This window comes from Neisseria wadsworthii 9715, from assembly GCF_000227765.1.
In the GTDB taxonomy this organism is placed as follows: Bacteria; Pseudomonadota; Gammaproteobacteria; order Burkholderiales; family Neisseriaceae; genus Neisseria; species Neisseria wadsworthii.
On sequence record NZ_JH165159.1, the window covers coordinates 628,656 to 652,592 of the forward strand.

Genomic DNA, 23,937 nt, shown 5'->3' on the forward strand with positions numbered 1-23,937 from the left:
TGGCCCGCCCCGCGTTAGGCCGCATATCCTTATAAGCGCCACCGGCATCATCTTTCAGACAGGCATTGCCATACACCGAAATAACTAGGCACTAAATACAAGGCAGCATCAACAATCTTTGCAAACCAGCTTAGAATCAAACATATAACCGACCAACAGCCGGCAGAGCCGATGTTGCCTCTTTCCGCCACAGCCAACCCACCAAGCGAGCATGCCATGTTAACCGACGCATTCGGCCGCACCGTAGATTACCTGCGCATATCCGTAACCGACCGTTGCGATTTGCGCTGCACCTACTGCCTGCCTAAAGGCTTCAAAGGTTTCGCCGTTCCCCAAGAATGGCTGACCATCGAAGAAATAGGCCGCGTAGCCGCCGCGTTTGCCCGGCTGGGCACCAAGCGCTTCCGCTTAACCGGCGGCGAACCCTTGCTGCGCAAAGGTCTAACCGACTTGGCGGCCGGGATTAACCGCCAAAGCGGCGTGGAAGATATTTCGCTCACCACCAACGGCACGCAGCTTCACAAACACGCGCACGCGCTGCGCCAAGCCGGCGTGCGCCGTCTCAATATCAGCCTCGACAGCCTGCGCCGCGACTGTGTGCAAAGCATCACCGGCACCGATTGCCTGCCGCAAGTGCTCGAAGGCATCAAAGCCGCCAAAGCAGAAGGCTTCGAGCGCATCAAAATCAACATGGTGCCGCTGCAAGGCATCAACGACCGCGATTTGGACGACATGGTCGCGTTCTGCATCGAACACGGTTTCATCCTCAACCTGATTGAAGCCATGCCCATGGGCGAAACCGGGCAGGCGCAGGCCAAAGTGAGCCTCCAGCCCGTGTTGGCCGATTTGCAGCGGCGGTTTGACTTAGTACCGTTCGAAGGCAAAATCGGCGGCGGCCCGGCCCGTTATTGGCAAAGCCGCAGCGGCGGTTTCACCCTCGGCCTGATTACTCCGATGAGCCAGCATTTCTGCGCCACCTGCAACCGCGTGCGCCTTTCCGCCACCGGCAATATCCATTTGTGTCTGGGGCAGGAAGACAAAGTCGCTCTGCGCCCGATGCTGCGCGAAGGCTGCACCGATGCCGAATTGGAGCAAACCATACGCGATGCGGTGATGAAAAAGCCGGAGAAACACGAGTTTGTAGAAAACCCGAAAAAAATCATCCGCGTGATGGCGCTGACCGGCGGCTAGAGCTTCCATGATTAAACACATGCCTGTCTGAAAAACCGGTTTTCAGACAGGCATGTGTTTATCGTTAATCCACTTACATAATAACGATGGCGTCATACTTTTAAGTTGATTCACTCCATATGGGGGTGCTCTGGTTTTGCATGGAATGCACCCCGGCGTATTGTGTACCAACCCGATGGCCGCGCCACCATGAAGCGCAAGCTTAAAATAAAGCAAAACCAAGAATTCCTTATTCCGCCAAGCAGTTGGCATTGCAATGCCTGTCTGAATCTTTTTCAGACAGGCATACACCATTTGCAATCATTTGCATGTCAATATGAATTATTTTAATATAGGCCTCCGTTTATGCCTGTCTGAAAAGCTATGGAATCCATTATCGAATTGCGCCACCTCAAAACCCTGCTGGCTTTGGAAGAAACCGGCAGCGTGTCTCTGGCGGCCAAGCGCGTGTTTTTAACGCAGTCGGCGCTGTCGCACCAAATCAGGGCGCTGGAAAATTATTATGAAACGCCGCTGTTCGAGCGCAAGTCCAGCCCGCTGCGCTTCACGCCGGCGGGCGAACGGCTGCTGAAACTGGCGCGCGACCTGCTGCCGCAAGTGGCCGCGGCAGAGCGCGATATGGCGCAGATTATCGAAGGCGAAGCGGGCGAATTGCGGCTGGCGGTGGAATGCCATACCTGTTTCGACTGGCTGATGCCCGCGATGGGCGTGTTCCGCCCCTTGTGGCCGCAGGTGGAATTGGATATCGTGTCGGGTTTTCAGGCCGATCCGGTGGGGCTTTTGCTCACGCACCGCGCCGATTTGGCCATTGTTTCGGAAGCCGTGCCGCAAACCGGCATTGCCTACCGGCCTTTGTTTGCCTACGAAATGGTGGGCATTTGTGCGCCCGACCATCCTTTGGCGGAGAAAGAAGTGTGGGAAGCGCAAGATTGGGCGGACGAAACGTTGATTACTTATCCCGTGCCCGATGATATGCTGGATTTACTGCGCAAAGTGCTGCTGCCCGAAGGCATCAACCCGCCGCGCCGCCACAGCGAACTCACGATTGCCATTGTGCAATTGGTGGCAAGCCGCCGCGGGATTGCCGCGCTGCCTTATTGGACGGTGATGCCGTATCTGGAAAAAGGCTATGTGATTTCGCGCAAAATCACCCGAAAAGGTCTGCAAAGCGAGCTTTATGCCGCCATCCGTTCGGAAGACGCGGGCAAAAGCTACTTGGAAAACTTCTGCCGGATTGTGCGCGATAAAGGCTTTGCCGACCTGCCGGGGCTCAGCGTGCTGGAAATGGCCGAATGGCCGGAGCAATCCGCTTCATGAGGCTGTGGCATCAGGATTTGATTGAAAAGCTGCCCCGCGCCCAATTGCTGGGGCAGCACAGGGAATGCGCGGCTTTGCGCGGCGGCGGCTGGGGCAAGCCGCATGCCACGGTGAATTATGTGTTTGCGCATTCCCCTTATTTGCTGTTTCTCTATCACGAATTGGTGATGCGGGAAATGCTGCGGCGCGGCTACCAACCCGACGGGCGCTGGTTCGATCCGCTGTATCGGGGCAAAACCGAAGCGGCTTATGCCGAACTGGCGCCGGTGCCGCCGCAAACGCCGCTGTATCCCGAGCACGACGATGCCTATATGGCGGAATGTTTGGATAATTTGCGCGGCAAAAACATTATTTTGGAATGAGGTTGTTTGACATGAAAACAGAATCGCCCGACCTTCGGCACAAAGGGGGCGCAATGGTGGCCGTATTGGGCGGCGGGCTGGTAGGCCGCTTAACGGCTTGGCAGCTGATGCAGCATGGCATTAAGGCGGATGTATTCGACAAAGGCCCGCGCGAAGGCAGCGATGCCGCGGCGTTTGTGGCGGCCGCCATGCTGGCGCCTTCGGCGGAATCGGTGGAAGCCACGCCTTTGGTGGTGGCGTTGGGCAGGCAGAGCATTCCCTTGTGGCGCGATATTTTAAGCCGTTTGGATAAGCCCGTGTTTATGCAGCAAAACGGCAGCCTGATTGTGTGGCACCCGCAGGATAAGCCGCTGGCGGTTCAGTTTGAGCAGCATTTGCACCGCGCCGCAGGCGATGTGGCGCAGCATTGGCAGCGTGCAGACATTGCCGCACACGAGCCGCAGCTTGCCCCGCGTTTTCAGACAGGCATTTATCTGCCCGAAGAAGGGCAGCTCGACGGGCGCCAGGTGCTGCTGGCTTTGGCCGACTCGCTGGAGCAGCAGCTTGCCTGCCATTGGCACACGGAAACCGATGTGGAAACCTTGCGGCAAAGCTACCAATGGGTAATCGACTGCCGCGGTTTCGGCGCGCAAAGCGTGTGGAACCGTGCTGCCGCGCCTTCGCCCAGCAGGCTGCGCGGCATCCGCGGCGAAGTGGCGCGGGTGTATGCGCCGGAAATTTCGCTCAACCGCCCCGTGCGGCTGCTGCATCCGCGTTATCCGCTTTATATCGCGCCGAAAGAGCAGCATGTGTTTGTGATCGGTGCCACCCAAATTGAAAGCGAAAGCCGTGCGCCGGTGAGCGTGCGCTCGGGTTTGGAATTGTTGTCGGCGCTGTATGCCGTGCATCCGGCGTTTGGCGAGGCGCAAGTGTTGGAAATAGCGGTAGGCTTGCGGCCGACTTTAAACCACCATAATCCCGAAATCCGTTTCAGCCGCGAAACGCGCGTGATGGAAGTGAACGGTTTGTTCCGCCACGGTTTTATGATTGCGCCGGCGGTAACCGGAGCGGCGGTGCGGCTGGCTTTGGCTTTGATGGACGGGCAGCAGCCCTTGCCGCAGGATGCCGAAACCGCGTTGCCTTATATTGAAATGCCCGGTCAAGCCGCCATGTATAGCGAATCAACTTAAGAGTATGATGCTATCGTTATTATGTGAGCGGATTGCTATATGTTTAAGCGGTTGTAAGGGTCTGACGGGAAACCGTTTCAGACAGGCATTCTGATTTCATCCGGAGCATTGCGCTCCAATCAATTCCGAGAGGTGGTTATGAAGATTATTTTAAACGGCGACGCCGTTGAATTGGACGGGCAGACGGTGGCCGATTTAATCGCACAAACCGAGCCGGCCAAGCCGTTTGCCGTGGCGGTGAACACAGGCTTTGTGCCGAAAGGCCGTTATGCCGAAACGGTGTTGAACGAAGGCGACAAAGTCGATATCGTCAAACCCGTAGTGGGCGGCTGATGCCTGTCTGAAAAGGAGTGGAGATGAAAGGAAGCTGCTTGTGCGGCGTGGTGAAATTAAGCGCGGACATTGTTATTGTATGTCCGTCGGAAAAGAGAACCTAAAATGAATACGATAACCGAACACACATCACCCAAAGGCAGCCTGCTGCTGCGCAACCTCGCCATGCCGGCCGACACCAATCCCAACGGCGATATTTTCGGCGGCTGGATTATGTCGCAGATGGACATCGGCGGCGGCATTTTGGCAGCCGAAATCGCACAAGGGCGCGTCGTTACCGTGGCGGTGGAAAAAATGGCGTTTATCCGGCCCGTGAGCGTGGGCGACGTGGTCTGCTGCTACGGCTATTGCGTGCGGGTCGGCAACACTTCGCTGCAAATCAAAATCGAAGTGTGGATTAAAAAGCCCATGCATGACAATGCAGACAATGCCCGTAAGCTGGTAACCGAAGCCGTTTTCACCTATGTCGCGATCGACGCCGAAGGCAACCCGCGCCCGGTGCCCAGAGAAAACAACCCCGATTTGGAAAAAGCATTAATCAACGGATAAACCGTTTTCAGACAGGCGTATAGCCAACCAACTGAAAAAGAGTACGTTCGTCATGCTCGGGTCAAGCCCCAGTATGACGGTATCGTTATTATGTAAGCGGATCGGCCATAGCCCCGAAAGAATGTTCATGAACCCATTTACCCTATACGATCAAACCTTCCCTTCACGCCTGCTGCTCGGCACCGCAGCCTATCCCACCACCGAAGTGCTGCGCCAATCGGTGGCCGTTGCCAAGCCCGCCATGATTACCGTGTCGCTGCGCCGAGCCGGTTCGGGCGGCGAAACCCACGGGCAGAGCTTTTGGGCGCTGCTTCAGGAAATGAACATCCCCATCCTGCCGAACACCGCCGGCTGCCAAAGCGTTCAAGAAGCCGTAACCACAGCCCAAATGGCGCGCGAAGTGTTTGAAACCGATTGGATCAAGCTCGAACTGATCGGCGACGACGACACGCTCCAGCCCGATGTGTTCCAGCTTGTCGAGGCCGCGAAAATCCTGATCGACGACGGCTTTAAAGTGCTGCCGTATTGCACGGAAGACCTGATTGCCTGCCGCCGCCTGCTGGATGCGGGCTGTCAAGCGCTGATGCCGTGGGCGGCGCCGATCGGCACCGGCTTGGGCGTGGTGCACGAATATGCGTTGAAAGTTTTGCGCGAACGCCTGCCTGAAACCCCGCTGATTATCGATGCCGGCTTAGGCCTGCCTTCGCAGGCGGCACAAGTAATGGAATGGGGCTACGACGGCGTATTGCTCAACACCGCCGTATCCCGCTCCGGCAGCCCCACCGATATGGCGCACGCCTTTGCGCTGGCGGTGGAAGCGGGGCGCTTGGCATACGGAGCCGAACCCGTGCAGCCGCGCGAACAGGCACAAGCCAGCACACCCACCGTGGGGCAGCCGTTTTGGCATTCCGCGGAGTATTGAAGAAGACAAAATGCCTGTCTGAAATGTTTTCAGACAGGCATTTTTGTTATAGCAAAGCAGCTTGTTAAAGAATACCCCGCAAAGCGGTGTCCGAATATCACGGTATCCTTACCGTGTAATCTGCTTGGCCGTTACATGGCAGAGGCAGAAAATATCCATTTAAACTGCCGCCTGCAAGCATCCGAAGAGCGGGAAAGTAAGTTTCTGAAAAATATTTTCATGCACGTATAAAAATCATAGCGTATCTTCTTTGCACACTTTAAAATAACAGGTTTTAAAAATCGAACCACAGGGCTTGCGCAACAGCGCAAATGCCTGTCTGAAAAGCGCAGATTGGAAATACGGATATGATGAAAAACAGAGTGAAAAACATCCATTTTGTCGGCATCGGCGGCTCGGGAATGTGCGGCATTGCCGAAGTGCTGCATAACCTCGGTTTTAGCGTTTCCGGCTCCGATCAGGCGCAAAGTGCCGTAACCCGCCATTTGGCAGGCTTGGGCATTCAGGTTTATCCCGGCCACACGGCAGAGCATGTAAACGGAGCAGATGTGGTGGTTACTTCCACCGCGGTTAAGCGGGAAAACCCCGAAGTGGTGGAAGCGCTGGCGCAGAAAATTCCCGTGATTCCGCGCGCCCTGATGCTGGCCGAGCTAATGCGCTTCCGCGAAGGCATCGCCGTTGCCGGCACACACGGCAAAACCACCACCACCAGCCTCACGGCTTCTATTTTGGCCGCGGCAGGTTTGGATCCCACATTCGTAATCGGCGGCAAGTTAACCGCCGCAGGTACCAATGCCCAACTGGGGCACGGCCAGTATATCGTGGCCGAAGCAGACGAATCCGACGCTTCTTTCCTGCATCTGACACCGGTGATGTCGGTGGTAACCAATATCGACACCGACCACATGGAAACCTACGGCCACAGCGTTGAAAAGCTGCATCAGGCGTTTGTGGATTTTATCCACCGCATGCCTTTCTACGGTAAAGCGTTTTTGTGTGTCGACAGCGAGCATGTGCGCGCCATCATCCCGAAAGTCAGCAAACCTTTCGCTACCTACGGCTTGGACGAATCGGCCGATATTTATGCAACCGATATGCGCGCAGAAGGCGCCCAAATGCACTTTACCGTGCACGCGCCGAAAAGCGGTGTCGAGCCGTTTGGCGTTGTTTTGAACATGCCCGGCCGCCACAATGTGTTGAATGCGTTGGCCGCTATTGGTGTAGCGCTGGAATGTGGTGCAGGCGTAGACGCCATTCGGGAAGGCTTGGCCGGTTTTGCCGGAGTGGGCCGCCGTTTCCAAAGTTATGGCGAAATTACCTTGCCGCAAGGCGGCAAAGCTTTGGTGGTTGACGATTACGGCCACCATCCGGTTGAAATGGCGGCCACATTGGCAGCGGCGCGCGGTGCTTATCCCGATAAACGTTTGGTGTTGGCGTTCCAACCGCACCGCTATACCCGTACCCGCGATTTGTTTGAAGATTTTGTCGGCGTATTAACCACGGTAGACAGTTTGGTGCTGACCGAAGTGTACGCGGCGGGCGAGGAGCCGATTGTTGCAGCCGACAGCCGCGCATTGGCCCGCGCCATCCGCGTGCTGGGTAAGGTGGAACCGATGTATTGCGAAGATGTGAACCAACTGCCGCAAACCCTGCTGAACGTGCTGCAAGACGGCGATGTGGTGTTGACTATGGGTGCGGGCAGCATCAACAAAACCGCGCAGGCTTTGGTGGATGCTTGCAAATAGGAACGGCAATGCCTGTCTGAAAAAAGCCCGACGGGTTTCAGACGGCATTCAGAGTATAGAAATTAAAGGATGATACATGCAGGATTTCGGTAAAGTAGCCGTGTTGATGGGCGGTTTTTCCAGTGAGCGAGACGTTTCGTTGAGCAGCGGCAGAGCGATTGTGGCGGCTTTGAAAAGCAAAGGCATCGACGCCCATGCGTTTGACCCGAAAGAAACGCCGCTGGGCGAATTGAAAACTCAGCAGTTCGATGTTGCCTTTAATATTCTGCATGGCACTTGCGGTGAAGACGGCATGGTGCAGGGCGCCCTCGAAATGCTCGGCATTCCTTACACCGGTTGCGGCGTTTTGGCTTCAGCCATCGGTATGGACAAATACCGCTGCAAACTGCTTTGGAAAGCATTGGATTTGCCGGTGCCCGATTATGCTGTTTTGACGGATGAAACCGATTTTGATGCGGTTGAGCGCGAACTCGGTCTGCCGCTTTTTGCCAAGCCTGCCGCAGAGGGCAGCAGCGTCGGCGTGATTAAGGTGAAAGAAGCCGGCAGCCTCAAAGCCGCTTATGAATCCATCAAGCACATGCACGGCGCAATTTTGGCAGAAAAATTTATCGGCGGCGGCGAATACGCCTGCTCAGTGCTCAACGGAAAGGCCCTCCCCAGCATACGGATTATTCCGAAAAACGAGTTTTACGACAAAGAAGCCAAATACGAGCGGGACGATACGGTTTACCTTTGCCCGTCTGACTTAAGCGAAGCAGAAGAGAAACAGATGGGTGAACTGGCCATCCGCGCATTCGAGGCAATAGGCGGCGAAGGCAACGGACGCATCGATTTCTTGAAAGACGAACAAGGTCAACTCTATTTGCTTGAAGTAAACACCCTACCGGGCATGACCGCTACCAGTTTGGTTCCGAAAGCGGCGGCCCAGCAAGGCATACCGTTTGCCGATTTGTGTGTGGAAATACTAAAGAGCGCACATGTCGGATAAGTTAAAACCCTTCCGCCGTTTCAGAGGCTGGCTGATTCTGCTGGCTGTTGTGCTGTGTTTGGTCGTGATTATTGCATGGTTGTATAATTCCACCTATTTCCCGATTAAACAGGTTAAAATAGAAGGCAATTTGGCGCGCACAAACAGCACGGAATTGGAAAAAATTGCACAAGAATACATGCGCGGCAATATTTTTCAGGCAGATTTAAACGGCGCTCAGATTGCATTTGAATCCATGCCCTGGATAGATACGGTTGTAGTCAGCCGACGATTGCCCGATACGGTGGAAATCCAGTTGGCAGAGCATCAGCCGGTAGCGCGTTGGAAAGACGGCAGGCTTGTCAGCAGCAGCGGAAAAATTTTCAAAGCATCCAGCGATGAAGTGTTTCCGGCATTTGAAGGCGAGCCCGGCACAGAAAAAAATATGGTGGAACATTACGAATTGTTTCAACAGCAGCTTGTTCCGCTAAATTTGAAAATCCAGAAACTGATTTATACCCCCCGTTCCGCTTGGTCGGTAGAGTTGGACAACCATATTACCGTCCACCTCGGGCGCGAAAAAGAAAAAGAGCGCCTAACCCGATTTACCGAAGTGTGGCGCAGCATATTAAAACCGCAACAAACCGTATTGGATTATGTGGATATGCGCTATAAAGACGGCTTTGCCATACGCAAAAAGGCAGCCGGCAACACGGTTGCAGCGAACGAAAACCAACAAGAAGATTAACAAATCGAATTCATCGAATGGAATATTATGATTAACAAACAATACATCAGCGCATTGGATATCGGCACATCTAAAGTGATTGCTCTGATAGGCGAGATAGGAGACGACAACGAAATCCATATTGTCGGTTTGGGGCAGGCGCCTTCACGCGGCTTGAAAGCAGGCATGGTAACCAATATCGACGCAACCGCACAAGCCATCAAGCAGGCAATGGAAGAAGCCGAACGCATGGCCGACAGTAAGGTTGACAGCGTAACCACCGGTATTGCAGGCAATCATATCCGCAGTATGAATTCCCAAGGCGTGGTTAAAATCAAAGACGGTGAAGTAACTCAGGCCGACATCGACCGCGCAATTGAAACGGCCAAAGCCATCAATATTCCGCCTGATCATAATATTCTGCACACCGTAGTGCAGGAATACATCATTGACAACCAGCCGGGTGTTAAAGAGCCGATAGGTATGAGCGGTGTGCGCTTGGATACCCGTGTCCACATCATCACCGGCGCCATTACCGCTCTACAGAATATCCAAAAATGCGTCAACCGCTGCGGCTTACATATGGAGCAAATCATGCTCCAGCCCTTAGCGAGCGGGCAGGCGGTCTTGACTGAAGATGAAAAAGACTTGGGCGTGTGCGTGATTGATATCGGTGGCGGTACCACAGATATTGCTGTTTATACCAACGGCGCCATCCGCCATACTGCGGTTATTCCTGTAGCAGGCGATTTGATTACCAGTGATATTGCCCATGCTTTGAGAACACCATATGTGCATGCCGAATACATTAAAATCCACCATGGTTTGGCGATTGCTGATATGGACATGGAAGATGAAATGGTGGAAGTGCCCAGTGTAGGCGACCGGCCGATGCGTCAAGTGCCCCGCAGCGTGTTGGCTCAAGTGATTGGTCCGCGTGTAGAAGAAATTTTGGAACTGACGCTAAATGAATTGCGCCGTTCCGGTTTCCCGGAAGAAGTGTTGAATTCAGGTGTGGTGCTGACCGGCGGCGCATCTTTGTTGCCGGGTATGGTTGAATTGGCAGAAGAAATTTTCCAAGTACCGGCCCGTATTGGTGTGCCGCAAGACATGGCTGGCGTGTCGGAGCGCATAAGAAATCCACGCTATGCTACGGCTATCGGTTTGTTGCAGGCGGCTCGCGGAGAGTTGGAAGGTAAGAGTGTGAGTGGTGCGGTAGCTGTTGGTAACAGTAAAGAAAGTTTGTGGACCAAAATCAGAGATTGGTTAAGAAATAACTTTTAATTGAAAGTTGCGTGAAGTAGTTATAACAATCGCTCAAGATGCCGAAAAGAACGCTTTTGCCAAGTATACAAGTAATAAAGAGTTCTTTATAATAACACTTATTTGCAAAAATTTTTGTACGTCCTAACGCAGGGCGCTGAGGAGCATATTAAATGGATTTGGTTTACGACGTAGTAGAGTCTGCCGCAAGCCCTGCGGTAATTAAAGTGATCGGCATTGGCGGCGGAGGCTGCAATGCGATTAACAATATGATTAACAACACCATTGCCGGTGTTGAATTTATCAGCGCAAATACTGATGCGCAAGCTTTGGGCAAAAACCAAGCACCAAAACGTATTCAATTGGGTACTAATCTTACTCGTGGTTTGGGAGCGGGTGCCAATCCGGAAGTGGGTCGTGCAGCGGCTCAAGAAGACCGCGAAGCTATCGCCGATGCCATCCGGGGGGCCAATATGTTGTTTATCACAACGGGTATGGGCGGCGGCACCGGCACCGGCGCAGCGCCTGTTGTTGCGGAAATTGCTAAAGAGTTGGGTATTTTAACAGTTGCTGTTGTTACCCGCCCGTTTGAGCATGAAGGCAAGCGTATCAATATCGCTCACCAAGGTATCGAGCAGCTTAAAGGCCAAGTAGATTCTTTGATCGTGATTCCGAATGATAAATTGATGACTGCTTTGGGTGAAGATGTTACTGTGCGTGAAGCATTCCAAGCTGCAGACAATGTATTGCATGCTGCGGTTGCAGGTATTTCCGAAGTGGTAACCCGTCCCGGCTTTATCAACCTTGACTTTGCCGATGTGAAAAATGTGATGAGCATTACAGGTATGGCCATGATGGGTTCAGGTTCGGCTCAAGGTGTTGATCGTGCACGTTTGGCTACCGAGCAGGCGATTGCAAGCCCTCTGTTGGATAATGTTAGCCTTGATGGTGCGCGCGGCGTGCTGGTAAACATTACCACTGCCCCGGGCTGCTTAAAAATGTCCGAATACCGCGAGATCATGCGTGTGGTAAATGAATATGCGCACCCTGATTCAGAGCGCAAATATGGTACATCGGAAGATGAGGATATGCCGGAAGATGCCATTCGCGTTACCATTATTGCGACCGGTTTGAAAGAAAACTATACGCAGCCTGCTCATCAGGGCGGTTTGCGTCAGAATGTTCGCGGCCAAGCTTTTGGTTCAAGCCATTCAGGTCGTGGTCAAGCAGCTTATTCTTCTAATGAGTTGGATGAAATGGAGGCGGCTGCAAGAATGATGGGAGAGCGTAGCTATCCGAATTTGGATAATGTGATTCGTTCGGGTCGTGGCACACGGAAAATGGATTTGTCGGCCGCTGATTTCTCCAATCAAGCTATTTTGGATGACTTGGAAATCCCGGCCATGTTACGCCGTAAGCAGAATCAAAATAATCATAACGATTAAACAGGTTAATGGGGATAAGCCGGGTGTATGCCCGGCTTATTTTTTCAGACAGGCATATATTCAATCAATAGAAAAGGGGCACATTGATCGTGATGCCTGTCTGAAAAGTTAAGCGTTCGGCTATAATGCGAAATATTCAGCTTTTCATCGACGTATTAGTTGGCGGATTTTATAGAGTGTGATATAGCCATGGGCTTTAATATTTCATACTGTGTTGGATTCACCCGGAATGGCAGTAAACATACCGAATGTTACAAATAGAGCGGCTTAGAAACAGCCGTTTGTTAGTAAATTATTAATTTATATCAGGAAACTAAATGACAGAACAAGAGTTACAAAATTTGCAGCTCATGACCGATGTTGCTGTAAATGCGTTGGAGGATGTTAAAGCGAAAGACATCATTGTGTTGGACACCAGTGAGAAGACTTCTTTGTTTTCCCGCATGATTATTGCCAGTGGTGACAGCACCCGACAAGTAAGAGCGTTGGCTAATAATGTGTCGGTGGATTTAAAAGAAGCTGGTTTTGAAATTTTAGGTAGCGAAGGGCAGGATTCAGGTGAATGGGCATTGGTTGATGCGGGAGACTTGCTGGTGCATGTGATGTTGCCTGCGGTACGTGATTTTTACGATATCGAAGCTTTATGGGGTGGTGAAAAACCATCTTTCCATGCCGGTTCGCAGAAACCTTGGCATGCAGCAGATAATTAATCGAGAAAACAGCAGATTTATGCGATGAATATCACGGTTTTAGCAGTAGGCACCAAAATGCCGGGCTGGGTTGATGATGCGGTGAAGGAATATTCCAAAAGATTTGGAAGGGATATTCAATATACAATCAAAGAAATCAAGCCGGAAAAACGAGGGGCTGGGGTGAATGCCGCGCAAGGTATGTTGGCTGAAGAGCGCAGAATTTTGGAAGCAATACCGAATGGCGCTTTTTTGGTGGTACTGGATGAGCGCGGGAAAGCACCCACTTCGGTGGAGCTTGCCGGATATCTGACTCAATGGAAGCGTGATGGGGAGCATATCTGCTTTGTGATTGGCGGAGCAGATGGTATGACTGATGCTTTGAAGCAGAAAGCCAGTTTGATGATACGGTTGTCGAATATGACCTTGCCGCATGGAATGGTGCGCGTGTTGTTAACTGAACAGCTTTACCGTGCCGAAACTATTTTGAATAATCACCCGTATCACCGTGAGTAATCGGATGCCTGTCTGAAAAGTAGTTGGGATGTGGTTAGTGCTTGACAGAGTAAAATAGGCTGGTTATAATTTATTTTTATTCCCCGATAGCTCAGTCGGTAGAGCGACGGACTGTTAATCCGCAGGTCCCTGGTTCGAGCCCAGGTCGGGGAGCCAAATTCAGAGCCTGAGTTATATACTCAGGCTCATTTTATATTCTGCTGTGAAGATCATTTAATTTAATTTATGGTTGCGTAATATGCAGCGTTGTCTCGTTTTACCGCCTTGTATCAAAAATCCAGTTTCATAGCCATTAAGCTCATGAAGAAAATAAATGTTTTAAGCTACTTCTAAAAATGGATGAAAGGACAAGAATGTCTGCCAAAAAACCATCGCTTATCGGCGGTGCTTTATTAATTGCCGGCACAGTTATTGGTGCCGGCATGTTTGCGAATCCCACGGCTACTTCCGGTATTTGGTTTATCGGCTCGTTAGTAGTGCTGGTGTATACATGGTTTTCCATGTTGTCGGGTGGTTTGATGATTTTGGAGGTAAACACTCATTATTCGCATGGTTCGAGCTTTGACACGATGGTGAAAGACTTGCTCGGCCAAGGGTGGAATGTTGTGAACGGATTGGCGGTGGCATTTGTGCTTTATCTGCTCACTTACGCTTATATTTTTGTGGGCGGTAACCTTACGGCACAAACGGTCGGTTCGCTTACGGCTTCCGAGCAGCCTTTATATGTGGGGCAGCTGCTGTTTACGGTGGTTTTTGCCGAATGTGTGTGGCTTTCGGCGCGCTTGGTGGATCGTGTGGCGAGCGTGTTATTGGGCGGGATGATTATTGCGTTTTTCTGGGCAACCGGTGGATTGCTCGGTTCGGTACAAATACCGGTTTTGCTGGATGCTGCTGCGCCGACCGATACGCCTTATTGGATTTATATCGCTGCTGCACTGCCTGTTTGTTTGGCTTCGTTCGGTTTTCACGGTAATGTGTCCAGCTTGCTGAAATATTTTGATCACGATGCGCCTAAGGTGGCAAAAGCTTTGTGGCTGGGCACGCTGATTGCATTGTTTATTTATGTTTCGTGGCAGCTGGCGGTTCAGGGCAATTTGCCGCGTTCGGCTTTTGCACCGGTTATTGCTGCAGATGGCGATGTGAGTGTGTTGATTGAGAATCTGGCGAATTACGTGCAAGTGGGGGTGATGGCAAAGATTTTGAGTTTTTTTGCTTATATGGCGATTGCTTCTTCCTTTTTAGGCGTAACCCTGGGTTTGTTTGATTATTTGGCCGACATGTTTAAATTTGCTGATGATATTGCGGGGCGTACCAAAACTGCCGCCATCACTTTTTTACCGCCTTTGCTTCTGTGTTTGTGGCTGCCCACCGGCTTTGTAACAGCCATTGGTTATGTGGGCTTGGCGGCGGCAGTGTGGACTTCTATTGTTCCGGCCATGATGTTGTATAAAGCGCGCAAGAAATTCGGTATCAACGATCATTACCATGTGTATGGCGGTGTTGGGTTGATGGTTTGGGTGTTTTTGTTTGGCGTGATTAATATCGCGGCGCAGCTGTTTAGCCAGTGGGGTTTGGCGCCGGTGTTTAAAGGCTGATACACAGTGATTTTTTAATGAAGATGCCTGTCTGAAAATGTTTTTTCAGACAGGCATTGTTGTATTTAAATCTTTCTACACCTAAGAATCGTATGCCCCATTCCCAAGCCGTCATGAACGGCTTCGACTTTCAGACAAGCATTGTGGATGCAGCGTATCATGTCTTCAGAATGGTAGATTTTACTGTTGCCGTTGGCCAGTGCGGTGAAATAGAGGCTGGTTTGGGTTAAGCAATAGGCCGCGGTTTCGTATTGCTGTCTATCCCAGAACGGCTCCATGATGTATAGATCAGTGTGGCTGCTCATCGACTGTGCGGCGCGGTGCAAGATGCTGGTAACTTCATCTTCGGAAAAGCAGTCGAGAAACTGGCTCATCCATATAGCATCAAAACCTTTCGGAAAGGGTACGGAAGCATCGAGCAGGTCGGCAGGGTGGCCGTGAATGCGTTCCGCGCCGGAGCTGCCTGCTACGGCTTCGCGCATTAAGCCCAGCTGTTGCGGCAGATCCATAATGGTTACTTCTACTTCAGGGGTGTATGCCACGCATTGCTGCGCCCAGCGGCCGGTGTTGCCGCCGATATCCAGCAAGCGCTTAACCGGCTTGGAAAAGATGATTTTCAAAGCTTCGGGGAAAGCACTGTCGGAATAAAAATGGTCGAATGCCAGCCATTTTTCCTGTGCTTGAGGCGGAAGCTGGGACAAGCCTTCGTAAATCGTCGGCCATTGGCCGAACACTTTCAACCCCTCAGGTTTGCCGCTCAGCAGCGTGGCTTCCAGATCAAACATGCCTTGATAACAGATTTCCTGTACAAATTCCATATTGATGCGCGACATTTTGTCTTTGATCAGAAACCAGCCGGCTTTGCTGATGACATATTTATCATTTTGAATAAGCACGGTACCGATAGACAAAGATGCTTCAAGCAATACTTGGGCAGCATAGCGGCTCAGACCGGCGCTTTCGGCGATTTCGTCTAAAGACATGCCGTTTGCCTGCCGCTCGTTTAGGCGGTCGAGAATGCCGAATTTAACCATCAGCCGTGAAACTTGGAACACGATGGGGCCGAATGCGATTTCCTGGGCCAATCTTTGGGCGGCTCCGGCAGAAAGTTGTTCGGTGCAGTAGCGTTCTTCTAAAGCGGGGGATAATTTCATTATGGTTCCGAGTGAATGTGAATCATGCAGTCAGCATTGTAGCGTAAATCAAATGTATGGCCGAAAAACTTAATGTTTTGCAACGTGGTTCGTTGCTTATAGTCAATCAACTTAACTTTTGCTATGTCGTTACTGCGCCTTAGCTCAAAGAGAACGATTTTATGAGCTTGCTGAAGCAGCAACAAAATCAGCTCCGTATTGCTTGTAGTGTCTGCGGCTTGTTGTCTTGTATCAAAAATTAAGTTGATTGACTATATCCCGAGTATTCAGTTTGCTAGCGATAGCTTTAAGAAAGATAAAGCCGTTTGAACCCATTGCGTCAAACGGCTTGAGCGGCTGAGCCAAACTTAATGAAGGCTGCCTTTAAGTACCACGCGGCTGTTCCACGTGCCGATGTGGCATTCGTATTCGCTGCCGCCTTTGGTTTGCTTGTCGAAATAGCTTACTAAACGCACGGATTTGGCATTCTGTTTAACCGCAGTGGATTGGAAACGTTTGACCGCACTCAAGAATGCACGTTGGCAGGTTTCATCAGGTGTTTTCCCTACTGAATTGGCTACTTGGCGTGATACCAAAGTTTGGTTGCCTGTGCTGCCGTAGCTGACTTTAATAGCCGGATTAAGCACTTCATGAGCTTCTTTGGAGTTAAGCGCAGCAGAAGCAGAACACATGTAAGCTTCGTTTTTGCCTTTGTTGTTGATTTTTCGGCCTTCGCCAATGCTGCGGCATGCGCCGGAAGTTTTTGTCGGGCTTTGTACTTCGGAAGACCGGGTTTCAGGCGTTTGGCTTTCAGGCTTATGCTGTGCCGCACATGCAGACAAAGCCAAAACTGCGCCGAATGTCAAAAGTGTAGAGAAAGATGGTTTCATAGAAGCTCCTTTGTGATCGGGGTTTGCCGGCAAATCTAGACTACTTTATGACAATGAAAACAGAAAATTAATGTAATGAATTATGTGTATTCTGACACAAGTTTACAGCTTCTCACAAATATATAACTAAAAAATTTGATATCCCTCAGCATTGGTTCGCCGGTTTGAGTGAAATAGGTGTTTCCCAGCCCTATAAATGCCTGTCTGAATATTTTCAGACAGGCATCACAATATCTTGCATTATATATAAATAATAATTATTATCATAAATCAAACATTGTTTACTGATATTTGAGAGAGAGGAACCTTATGGCTTATACCTTACCCGAACTCGGTTATGCTTATGACGCACTGGAACCACATTTCGATGAAATGACCATGAATATCCACCATACCAAACATCACCAGGCTTATGTGAACAACGCCAATGCTGCATTGGAAAACCTGCCTCAATTTGCCGGTTTGCCGGTGGAAGAATTGATTGCCCGTTTAAGCGAATTACCTGCCGACAAGCAAACCGTGTTGCGCAATAACGCAGGCGGGCATGCCAACCATGCTTTTTTCTGGAAGAACCTGAAGCAGGGCACACAGTTGTCAGGCAAATTGAAAGCAGCCGTTGAGCGCGATTTCGGCTCGGTGGAAAACTTTCAGGCCGAATTTGAAAAAGCAGCGGCCAGCCGATTCGGCTCGGGCTGGGCATGGCTGGTGTTGGATGAAGGGCACTTGAAAGTGGTGTCGACTGCCAATCAGGATTCCCCGCTGATGGGCGAAGCGGTTGCCGGCTGCAAAGGCTATCCGATTATCGGCTTGGACGTGTGGGAACATGCTTATTATCTGAAATACCAAAACCGTAGGCCGGATTATGTGAAAGCATATTGGCATGTTGTCAACTGGGATGAGGCCGCGCGCAGGTTTGAATCGCAAACAGCATAATATGCTATAATCGCACCATGCCTGTCTGAAAATATTTCAGACAGGCATGGTTTTATTTGTTTGATATAAAATAGAAAAGTGCATATGGTGTTTTTTGTATAAGTGAAATGGCTAACGAGCGGCTGTTTGTATTGTCTACGGTTCGCCGTCTTGTGCAGCATTAAATGTTGCACAGTGATATGCCGTTTATACCGTATCTTTCACATTCAGGGAAATATCTGTCACAATTTTAGTAAATGTTGGCATAATTTAATATGCAATTGGTATAATCTTTAAATATGCCAATAAAACCGAGTACAACACAACACATATTATGAGTAAAAACACATCCAAACTGCCCCGCCTAAAACGCGCGTTGTCGCTGCTGCTGATACTGGCGGCAGCCGGTACAGTTGGTTTTTCACAAGCTTCAACCGATCCGGAAAAAATCCTTATGAATGCAGCTGCACAAAGCGTGGCACCCAAACAAGGCGGCCTGATGCTGGATACCGCCCGCCATTTTTATCCGACCAATGTCATCAAAGACTTTATCGACACTATTGCCAAATCCGGGGGCAATTTCCTGCATCTGCATTTTTCAGATCACGAAAACTACGCGCTGGAAAGCCATATCTTGAACCAGCGCGCAGCAGACGCTACGCGCAATGCCGACGGCGTGTATATCAATCCCGTAACGGGCAAACCTTTCTTAAGTTTCGAGCAGCTTGAAGAAATCAAAGCGTATGCGAAATCAAAAAATATCGAGCTGATTCCCGAAGTGGACAGCCCCAACCATATGACCACGATTTTCACTTTACTGGAAGCGCATCGTGGTAAAGATTTTGTTAACAAGATTAAATCCAAGTATTCCGACGAAGAAATCAACATCACCAATCCTGAAAGCATTGCGTTCATGAAATCGCTGATTGGTGAAGTGGCCGATGCGTTTGGCGACAGCAGCCGCCACTTCCATATCGGCGGCGACGAATTCGGTTACAGCGTTGACAGCAACCATGAATTTATTGCATATGCCAATGATTTATCGGCTTTTCTCAAGCAAAAAGGCTTAACCACCCGCATATGGAACGACGGCATCATTAAAGCCACGGTAGATAAGCTTAATCCTGAAATCCAAGTCACTTATTGGAGCTATGATGGCGATGTGCAAAATAAACAAGCTTCTCAAGAGCGCCGCAGAATCCGCACCAGCATGCCCGATTTGATTGAAAAAGGCTTTAGTGTGTTGAACTACAATTCTTATTATTTGTATGTCAACCCTAAGCAGGAGTGGGGCACTTCCTATAACAGTGATTTTGCCACGCGCGACATCATCAACCGTTGGAACCTAGGCGTGTGGGATGGCGAAAACCAGCAGAATGCGGTTAAAAACACCGATAAAATCATGGGAGCCGCGCTGGCTATTTGGGGCGAAAATGCCGGTTCGATGAGCAGCAAAACCATCCAGAAATATACGGCCGGTTTGTTGGAATCAATCATCCGCAAAACCCATGCCGAAGCCGATTCGGGTGATAAACTGATGCAGAACTTGGCCGTGCTCTCAGGCAACTCGCTGAAGCAGAGCTATATGGATTGGTCGCTGATTCAGGATGGCGAAGCGTTCAATCTTCAAGATAACGGCACCGAGAGCCTGTATTTATTGCAGGAGCAGGCGCTGCAAGAGCGGAAAAACCTGAATGTTTGGGTGCGTGGTGCGGAAAGTAATAAGGTGGTGCTGAACGGCAATTGGCAGGAAACCGAAGACACAGCCGAAAAAGAGGGTGTGAATTACCGCGCCTATAAATATCTCGACAATACTTTGTGGATAGATAAAAAAGTGCCGATTGAATTGTTTACCGGTTAACCCTTTCATTTTCTAATTAATGCAATGCCTGTCTGAAAATATTTTTCAGACAGGCATTATTCTAATCCCCGCGCCATGACAGCTTGTTTTAAATATGTTATGGTAAAAAGCCAAATATGGCCGGGAACCGAATATTCACGATAAGTTTATATTGATAATAAGCCTTTCACACATTTATTTGCCCGAAATACACCGTATTTCTAAGCATTTCAAGTTTAAATGTCTTATATAGCTGCCGGGCAGCCGTTCAACACAATAATTAAAACAGCAAGGCTCAATTACCGGGCAATGCCGCATATAAATAAAAAGGAGTACCCATGCAAACATTAACCGCATACATCAATGGCGCCTATACCGCCGCCGATTCACAAGCCGAAACTTTTGAAAATATTAATCCTGCCAATGGCGAAATGCTCGCGGTGGTGCAGCAAAGCAGCGAAGCCGAAATCGAAACTGCCGTGCAAACCGCAGCGGCAGGCCAAAAAGTTTGGGCGGCGATGACCGCCGTAGAACGCAGCCGTATCCTGCTCAAAGCCGTGGCCATTCTGCGCGAACGCAACGACGAATTGGCGCGTATCGAAACCTTGGATACCGGCAAACCCCTGTCTGAAACCCTGTATGTCGATATCGTGACCGGCGCGGATGTGATTGAATATTATGCAGGTTTGGCGAAAGCCATTGAAGGCCGCCAAATTCCCCTGCGCGACACCGCGTTTGCCTACACCCGCCAAGAGCCGTTGGGCGTGGTGGCGGGCATAGGCGCGTGGAACTATCCGATTCAGATTGCCATGTGGAAAGCCGCGCCTGCATTGGCGGCGGGCAATGCCATGATTTTCAAACCCAGTGAAGTTACGCCCACGGGCGCGTTGAAACTGGCGGAAATCTTCACCGAAGCCGGGGTGCCCGACGGCGTGTTCAACGTCGTTCAAGGCGATTGGCGCGTGGGCGAGGCCTTGAGCAACCATCCGCAGATTGCCAAAGTATCGTTTACCGGCGGCGTGGCGACCGGCAAAAAAGTGATGTCGCAGGCCGCTGCGTCTTCCCTGAAAGAAGTAACAATGGAATTGGGCGGCAAATCACCGCTGATTATCTGCGACGACGCTGATTTAAACCTCGCCGCCGACATTGCCCTGATGGCCAATTTTTACAGCTCCGGCCAAGTCTGTACCAACGGCACGCGCGTGTTTGTGCCGGTAAACAAAAAAGAAGCGTTTGAAGCCAAAGTGCTGGAGCGCGTAGCCCGCATCCGTGCCGGCGACCCGCTCGACGAAAACGTAAACTTCGGCCCGCTGGCAAGCTTTCCGCACATGGAAAAAGTGTTGGCCTATATCGAAAAAGGCAAAGCGGAAGGCGCACGTCTTTTGGCGGGCGGAGGCCGTCTGAAAGAAAACGGCATGGCAAACGGCGCTTACGTTGCCCCCACCGTGTTTACGGACTGCACCGACGACATGGCCATCACCCGCGAAGAAATTTTCGGCCCCGTGATGAGCATTTTGGCCTACACCACCGAAGAAGAAGTGATCGTGCGCGCCAACAATACCGACTACGGCTTGGCCGCAGGCGTGGTCACGCCCGATGTAAAACGCGCCCACCGCATCATCGGCCAGCTTCAGGCAGGCATCTGCTGGATTAACGCTTGGGGCGAATCGCCCGCGCAAATGCCCGTGGGCGGCTACAAACAATCCGGCATCGGCCGCGAAAACGGCGTTCAAACGCTGATGCACTACACCCAAACCAAATCGGTGCTGGTGGAGCTGGGGGATTATCAGTCGGTGTTTTGAGGCCGTCTGCAGTTTTTAGCTTCTCATAAACCCGCAGCATTGCTTGTTTTCAGACAGGCATTCACGTTGAGTTTTGAGATTATCGCAACTTCAACTGTGTCCACAATACGGACAACCATATCTAAAATCCATTCTCAAACAGCCCCATCTCAAACACAGGCCGTCTGAATCTTTGCCATAAGTTTTCAGACGGCCTTTTACTATGATTCGCAGTTGTAGTATGTTGCTTACTCATTTTCTATAAAACATCTAAATAAGAGATAGCCATGAATCATCCGAAAAGACTGCATTCGCTCCAGCAAAGCCGCAGCTACCACTCAGCGAAAAAAATCAGCTATTGGCTTGATGACAACTACCTCGACGGCATTATCGGTTTGGTGCCGGTAGCCGGCGATATATTGTCGCAGAGTTTTCATGCAGTGTTTTTGTATTTGTCGGCGGTAAAGCTGCGTTCGGCGCGGCTAACACTAGTCATTTTGTTCAACAGCCTGCTGGATATTTTTATCGGCCTGATTCCGTTGCTGGGCGAGGTGTTGGACTTTGTGAATAAATCCTACAAACGCAATCTGGCTCTGATTGAAGGTTTTGCCGCCGGAGATAAGGCGGTAGTCAGCTGGGTCAACCGTCAGGCGGCGATGGCGGCGGTGGGGATTGTGCTGATGCTGGCGGGTATTGTGATGCTGGCGAAGTGGACGTTCTCCTTGCTGGCGGTGCTGTATCATTGGTTGCCGAATTTGTTTTAATTGCTTGCTGTGAAATGCAGTTGAGCGGCCGAAACAGGAATCAAACAATAGGGCAGGGTAAAGCCGATCAGCTTATTGCTCCGATTATTTTATAGCTATATAAAGGCTTAGCCCGCTACTGTTGTTTTTCTTGATATGGGTTGAAATGTGTTATGATTTTACAAGGCTTGATTTAAATCAAGCCGATAATCTAATTTACGAGAGGATCAGATATGAAAAAATTTTTAGCTATCGCAATGGCTGTTACTGCGTTAGGCGCTTGCTCGCAAGAGACCAAACAAGAAACCAAAGAAGCTGCACAGGCAGTTAAAGAAGATGTGAAAGACGCTAAAGATCAAGCTGCATCTGCCGTTGATTCAGCAGTACACAATGCAAAAGAAACGGGCGCGGAAGCGAGTGCGGCGGCTAAAGAGGCAGTAACCGAAGCCAAAGATATGGCGAAAGAAGCTGCACAAGCAACGAAAGAAGCAGCCCACGATGCCGCTCAGGCAACCAAAGAGGCAGCTCACGATGCCACTCAGGCAACTAAAGAAGCAGCTCACGATGCTGCGCAAGCAACCAAAGAAGCGGCACATAAAGCGAAAGATGCAGCCAAAGATGCTGTTAATGCCGCTAAGGAAGCTACCCAAGGCAAGTAAGCATTTATTTATAAATGAAAGGCTTGATGCGAACACAGACCCGATGATTCCGGGTCTGTGTTTATTTTAAAGGTTCAGTGTTGCTGCGCCTTAGCTTAAAGAGACGATTTGGTAATTTGTTATAGCCGTAGGCAATGCCTGTCTGAAAACCAATGGCTGGACGCTGGGTTGGACTTGGCGTATTCTTTAATGGCGCACCAAAAATAGCGATGGTGCCCAATTTTTAATGTGAAAAGCCTGCAGATTCCGACTAAACATATTCTCAATTTCCGCCATGCCTCCTGTTTTTCTTCCTCCCTCGGTTCAGCCGCAACATTTGGACGATTTAATCCGCAGCCTGAACATGTTTGCGCCCGTGTTGCAGGTGCTGCCCAGTACGGTGTTTTTTGTGAAAAACACGCGGGCGGAATATGCTTTTGCCAACGATACGCTGCTGCACCGCTTGCAATTGCCCGATATGGCGGCTTTAATCGGCAAAACTTCTGAAGATTTGTTTCAGTCGGAGTGGGGGCAGCGCTATACGCAGCAGGACAGGGAAGTGTTGAGTGGGGGCAAAACCATCAGCAACAAACTGGAGCTGCATACTTATGCTTCGGGCGAATTGGGCTGGTGTATCACGCATAAAATGCCGGTGCGCAATCCGCAGGGCGAAATTATTGCCATGCTCGGCGTGTCGGTGGACGTGGAAACCAACGACAGCAACCGCCCCGAGCTGAACAAAAAAATCGCGTTGATTGAAAAATACATCGCCGGCCATTTCGACCAAAGCATCAAAATGAAAGACTTGGAAGCCGTTTCGCGCCTTTCCACAGCTCAAATCGAGCGTTATTTCAAAAAGATTTTCCATATCACGCCTTCGCAATACATTCAAAAAGTGCGCATCGAAGCGGCGATGGCGATGCTGGAAACGGGCTTGTCGGTCACGGAAATTTCCGCCCGTTGCGGCTATTCCGACCACAGCGCGTTTACGCGGCAGTTTAAGGTGCTGGTAGGCTTGGCGCCGTCTGAGTTTAAGAAATCGAGATAACGGCGAAAGTGTAGAAATGCCTGTCTGAAAACTATTTTTCAGACAGGCATTTTGTTTTGTGCAAGCGGTAAGTGAAGCAATCTGCACCAAAGTACGTCCGTCATACTCGGGCTTGACCCGAGTATCTCCCAGCCTTACTGAAATTCGAGATACTCGGGTCAA

The 23,937-nt window shown here is 50.5% G+C and carries 24 protein-coding genes and 1 tRNA gene; 22 read left to right on the forward strand and 3 right to left on the reverse strand.

Features of this window, described 5'->3' with window-relative positions; genetic code table 11:
• Nucleotides 1–216 precede the first annotated feature (216 nt).
• The 6 genes from moaA (at nucleotide 217) to yciA (ending at nucleotide 4,921) form a co-directional block, all read left to right on the forward strand.
• Nucleotides 217–1,191, forward strand: a complete 975-nt coding sequence (gene moaA, locus HMPREF9370_RS02680) for a GTP 3',8-cyclase MoaA (RefSeq protein ID WP_040667375.1) — start codon at nucleotides 217–219, stop codon at nucleotides 1,189–1,191.
• Nucleotides 1,192–1,554: 363 nt separating this feature from the next.
• Nucleotides 1,555–2,508 carry a LysR family transcriptional regulator gene (locus tag HMPREF9370_RS02690; RefSeq protein WP_009115755.1) on the forward strand — a complete coding sequence of 318 codons (954 nt, stop codon included), beginning with the start codon at nucleotides 1,555–1,557 and terminating at the stop codon, nucleotides 2,506–2,508.
• A complete protein-coding gene (locus HMPREF9370_RS02695) occupies nucleotides 2,505–2,870 on the forward strand; it encodes a TIGR02328 family protein (protein WP_009115756.1) in 366 nt (121 codons plus the stop codon). The genes HMPREF9370_RS02690 and HMPREF9370_RS02695 overlap by 4 nt, the downstream gene beginning before the upstream one ends.
• An 11-nt stretch (nucleotides 2,871–2,881) precedes the next feature.
• On the forward strand, nucleotides 2,882–4,039 hold the full coding sequence (locus tag HMPREF9370_RS02700) for an FAD-dependent oxidoreductase (RefSeq protein ID WP_244963481.1): 1,158 nt from the start codon (nucleotides 2,882–2,884) through the stop codon (nucleotides 4,037–4,039).
• Nucleotides 4,040–4,177: 138 nt separating this feature from the next.
• The gene (thiS, locus tag HMPREF9370_RS02705; protein ID WP_009115758.1) at nucleotides 4,178–4,372 is read left to right on the forward strand and encodes a sulfur carrier protein ThiS; all 195 of its coding nucleotides are present in this window, start codon (nucleotides 4,178–4,180) and stop codon (nucleotides 4,370–4,372) included.
• Between the two features lie 105 nt (nucleotides 4,373–4,477).
• Nucleotides 4,478–4,921 (forward strand): acyl-CoA thioester hydrolase YciA, encoded by a 444-nt coding sequence (gene yciA / locus HMPREF9370_RS02710; protein ID WP_009115759.1) that lies wholly within the window; start codon nucleotides 4,478–4,480, stop codon nucleotides 4,919–4,921.
• On the opposite strand, the gene HMPREF9370_RS11965 is transcribed toward yciA, so the two are convergent.
• Complete coding sequence (locus HMPREF9370_RS11965) at nucleotides 4,907–5,050, reverse strand: hypothetical protein (protein ID WP_009115760.1); 144 nt, start codon at nucleotides 5,048–5,050, stop codon at nucleotides 4,907–4,909. The two genes, yciA and HMPREF9370_RS11965, sit on opposite strands and share 15 nt — an antisense overlap.
• On the opposite strand from HMPREF9370_RS11965, the gene HMPREF9370_RS02715 reads away from it, so the two are divergent.
• The 10 genes from HMPREF9370_RS02715 (at nucleotide 5,049) to HMPREF9370_RS02760 (ending at nucleotide 14,790) form a co-directional block, all read left to right on the forward strand.
• Complete coding sequence (locus HMPREF9370_RS02715) at nucleotides 5,049–5,843, forward strand: thiazole synthase (RefSeq protein WP_040666822.1); 795 nt, start codon at nucleotides 5,049–5,051, stop codon at nucleotides 5,841–5,843. The genes HMPREF9370_RS11965 and HMPREF9370_RS02715 overlap by 2 nt on opposite strands.
• 347 nt (nucleotides 5,844–6,190) lie before the next feature.
• Nucleotides 6,191–7,588, forward strand: coding sequence for a UDP-N-acetylmuramate--L-alanine ligase (murC, locus tag HMPREF9370_RS02720; RefSeq protein ID WP_009115762.1), 1,398 nt, complete (start codon nucleotides 6,191–6,193; stop codon nucleotides 7,586–7,588).
• A 76-nt stretch (nucleotides 7,589–7,664) separates the two neighbouring features.
• Complete coding sequence (locus HMPREF9370_RS02725) at nucleotides 7,665–8,576, forward strand: D-alanine--D-alanine ligase (RefSeq protein WP_009115763.1); 912 nt, start codon at nucleotides 7,665–7,667, stop codon at nucleotides 8,574–8,576.
• Complete coding sequence (locus tag HMPREF9370_RS02730; protein WP_009115764.1) at nucleotides 8,566–9,303, forward strand: cell division protein FtsQ/DivIB; 738 nt, start codon at nucleotides 8,566–8,568, stop codon at nucleotides 9,301–9,303. The genes HMPREF9370_RS02725 and HMPREF9370_RS02730 overlap by 11 nt, the downstream gene beginning before the upstream one ends.
• Before the next feature lie 27 nt (nucleotides 9,304–9,330).
• Entirely contained in the window at nucleotides 9,331–10,566 is a 1,236-nt protein-coding gene (ftsA, locus tag HMPREF9370_RS02735) for a cell division protein FtsA (protein ID WP_009115765.1), read from the forward strand.
• Between the two features lie 152 nt (nucleotides 10,567–10,718).
• On the forward strand, nucleotides 10,719–11,990 hold the full coding sequence (gene ftsZ, locus HMPREF9370_RS02740) for a cell division protein FtsZ (protein WP_009115766.1): 1,272 nt from the start codon (nucleotides 10,719–10,721) through the stop codon (nucleotides 11,988–11,990).
• Nucleotides 11,991–12,307: 317 nt separating this feature from the next.
• Nucleotides 12,308–12,700, forward strand: a complete 393-nt coding sequence (gene rsfS, locus HMPREF9370_RS02745) for a ribosome silencing factor (protein WP_009115767.1) — start codon at nucleotides 12,308–12,310, stop codon at nucleotides 12,698–12,700.
• Between the two features lie 24 nt (nucleotides 12,701–12,724).
• Nucleotides 12,725–13,195 carry a 23S rRNA (pseudouridine(1915)-N(3))-methyltransferase RlmH gene (gene rlmH, locus HMPREF9370_RS02750; protein WP_009115768.1) on the forward strand — a complete coding sequence of 157 codons (471 nt, stop codon included), beginning with the start codon at nucleotides 12,725–12,727 and terminating at the stop codon, nucleotides 13,193–13,195.
• Nucleotides 13,196–13,275: 80 nt separating this feature from the next.
• Nucleotides 13,276–13,351: transfer RNA gene (locus HMPREF9370_RS02755), tRNA-Asn, on the forward strand.
• Nucleotides 13,352–13,548: 197 nt separating this feature from the next.
• A complete protein-coding gene (locus HMPREF9370_RS02760; RefSeq protein WP_040666823.1) occupies nucleotides 13,549–14,790 on the forward strand; it encodes an aromatic amino acid transporter in 1,242 nt (413 codons plus the stop codon).
• A gap of 65 nt (nucleotides 14,791–14,855) precedes the next feature.
• Here the strand turns inward: HMPREF9370_RS02760 and HMPREF9370_RS02765 are convergent, their stop codons facing one another.
• Nucleotides 14,856–15,944, reverse strand: a complete 1,089-nt coding sequence (locus HMPREF9370_RS02765; protein WP_009115770.1) for a FlxJ family methyltransferase — start codon at nucleotides 15,942–15,944, stop codon at nucleotides 14,856–14,858.
• Between the two features lie 347 nt (nucleotides 15,945–16,291).
• Entirely contained in the window at nucleotides 16,292–16,813 is a 522-nt protein-coding gene (locus tag HMPREF9370_RS02775; RefSeq protein ID WP_009115772.1) for a hypothetical protein, read from the reverse strand.
• Nucleotides 16,814–17,122: 309 nt separating this feature from the next.
• On the opposite strand from HMPREF9370_RS02775, the gene sodA reads away from it, so the two are divergent.
• From sodA to HMPREF9370_RS02805, 6 genes are all read left to right on the forward strand, one after another.
• Entirely contained in the window at nucleotides 17,123–17,746 is a 624-nt protein-coding gene (gene sodA / locus HMPREF9370_RS02780; RefSeq protein ID WP_009115773.1) for a superoxide dismutase [Mn], read from the forward strand.
• A 313-nt stretch (nucleotides 17,747–18,059) separates the two neighbouring features.
• Nucleotides 18,060–19,586, forward strand: coding sequence for a beta-N-acetylhexosaminidase (locus HMPREF9370_RS02785; RefSeq protein WP_009115775.1), 1,527 nt, complete (start codon nucleotides 18,060–18,062; stop codon nucleotides 19,584–19,586).
• A gap of 317 nt (nucleotides 19,587–19,903) precedes the next feature.
• A complete protein-coding gene (gene betB / locus HMPREF9370_RS02790) occupies nucleotides 19,904–21,367 on the forward strand; it encodes a betaine-aldehyde dehydrogenase (protein WP_009115776.1) in 1,464 nt (487 codons plus the stop codon).
• Nucleotides 21,368–21,633: 266 nt separating this feature from the next.
• Nucleotides 21,634–22,110 carry a DUF4112 domain-containing protein gene (locus HMPREF9370_RS02795; protein ID WP_009115777.1) on the forward strand — a complete coding sequence of 159 codons (477 nt, stop codon included), beginning with the start codon at nucleotides 21,634–21,636 and terminating at the stop codon, nucleotides 22,108–22,110.
• Between the two features lie 212 nt (nucleotides 22,111–22,322).
• On the forward strand, nucleotides 22,323–22,748 hold the full coding sequence (locus tag HMPREF9370_RS02800; protein WP_009115778.1) for a hypothetical protein: 426 nt from the start codon (nucleotides 22,323–22,325) through the stop codon (nucleotides 22,746–22,748).
• 316 nt (nucleotides 22,749–23,064) lie between these two features.
• On the forward strand, nucleotides 23,065–23,775 hold the full coding sequence (locus tag HMPREF9370_RS02805; RefSeq protein ID WP_244963484.1) for an AraC family transcriptional regulator: 711 nt from the start codon (nucleotides 23,065–23,067) through the stop codon (nucleotides 23,773–23,775).
• Nucleotides 23,776–23,937 lie beyond the last annotated feature (162 nt).

Bases quoted from the DNA above. Each gene is read 5' to 3' on its own strand.
- moaA (WP_040667375.1), top strand. From the start codon at position 217: ATGTTAACCGACGCATTCGGCCGCACCGTAGATTACCTGCGCATATCC.
- HMPREF9370_RS02690 (WP_009115755.1), top strand. From the start codon at position 1,555: ATGGAATCCATTATCGAATTGCGCCACCTCAAAACCCTGCTGGCTTTG.
- HMPREF9370_RS02695 (WP_009115756.1), top strand. From the start codon at position 2,505: ATGAGGCTGTGGCATCAGGATTTGATTGAAAAGCTGCCCCGCGCCCAA.
- HMPREF9370_RS02700 (WP_244963481.1), top strand. From the start codon at position 2,882: ATGAAAACAGAATCGCCCGACCTTCGGCACAAAGGGGGCGCAATGGTG.
- thiS (WP_009115758.1), top strand. From the start codon at position 4,178: ATGAAGATTATTTTAAACGGCGACGCCGTTGAATTGGACGGGCAGACG.
- yciA (WP_009115759.1), top strand. From the start codon at position 4,478: ATGAATACGATAACCGAACACACATCACCCAAAGGCAGCCTGCTGCTG.
- HMPREF9370_RS02715 (WP_040666822.1), top strand. From the start codon at position 5,049: ATGAACCCATTTACCCTATACGATCAAACCTTCCCTTCACGCCTGCTG.
- HMPREF9370_RS11965 (WP_009115760.1), bottom strand. From the start codon at position 5,050: ATGAACATTCTTTCGGGGCTATGGCCGATCCGCTTACATAATAACGAT.
- murC (WP_009115762.1), top strand. From the start codon at position 6,191: ATGATGAAAAACAGAGTGAAAAACATCCATTTTGTCGGCATCGGCGGC.
- HMPREF9370_RS02725 (WP_009115763.1), top strand. From the start codon at position 7,665: ATGCAGGATTTCGGTAAAGTAGCCGTGTTGATGGGCGGTTTTTCCAGT.
- HMPREF9370_RS02730 (WP_009115764.1), top strand. From the start codon at position 8,566: ATGTCGGATAAGTTAAAACCCTTCCGCCGTTTCAGAGGCTGGCTGATT.
- ftsA (WP_009115765.1), top strand. From the start codon at position 9,331: ATGATTAACAAACAATACATCAGCGCATTGGATATCGGCACATCTAAA.
- ftsZ (WP_009115766.1), top strand. From the start codon at position 10,719: ATGGATTTGGTTTACGACGTAGTAGAGTCTGCCGCAAGCCCTGCGGTA.
- rsfS (WP_009115767.1), top strand. From the start codon at position 12,308: ATGACAGAACAAGAGTTACAAAATTTGCAGCTCATGACCGATGTTGCT.
- rlmH (WP_009115768.1), top strand. From the start codon at position 12,725: ATGAATATCACGGTTTTAGCAGTAGGCACCAAAATGCCGGGCTGGGTT.
- HMPREF9370_RS02760 (WP_040666823.1), top strand. From the start codon at position 13,549: ATGTCTGCCAAAAAACCATCGCTTATCGGCGGTGCTTTATTAATTGCC.
- HMPREF9370_RS02765 (WP_009115770.1), bottom strand. From the start codon at position 15,944: ATGAAATTATCCCCCGCTTTAGAAGAACGCTACTGCACCGAACAACTT.
- HMPREF9370_RS02775 (WP_009115772.1), bottom strand. From the start codon at position 16,813: ATGAAACCATCTTTCTCTACACTTTTGACATTCGGCGCAGTTTTGGCT.
- sodA (WP_009115773.1), top strand. From the start codon at position 17,123: ATGGCTTATACCTTACCCGAACTCGGTTATGCTTATGACGCACTGGAA.
- HMPREF9370_RS02785 (WP_009115775.1), top strand. From the start codon at position 18,060: ATGAGTAAAAACACATCCAAACTGCCCCGCCTAAAACGCGCGTTGTCG.
- betB (WP_009115776.1), top strand. From the start codon at position 19,904: ATGCAAACATTAACCGCATACATCAATGGCGCCTATACCGCCGCCGAT.
- HMPREF9370_RS02795 (WP_009115777.1), top strand. From the start codon at position 21,634: ATGAATCATCCGAAAAGACTGCATTCGCTCCAGCAAAGCCGCAGCTAC.
- HMPREF9370_RS02800 (WP_009115778.1), top strand. From the start codon at position 22,323: ATGAAAAAATTTTTAGCTATCGCAATGGCTGTTACTGCGTTAGGCGCT.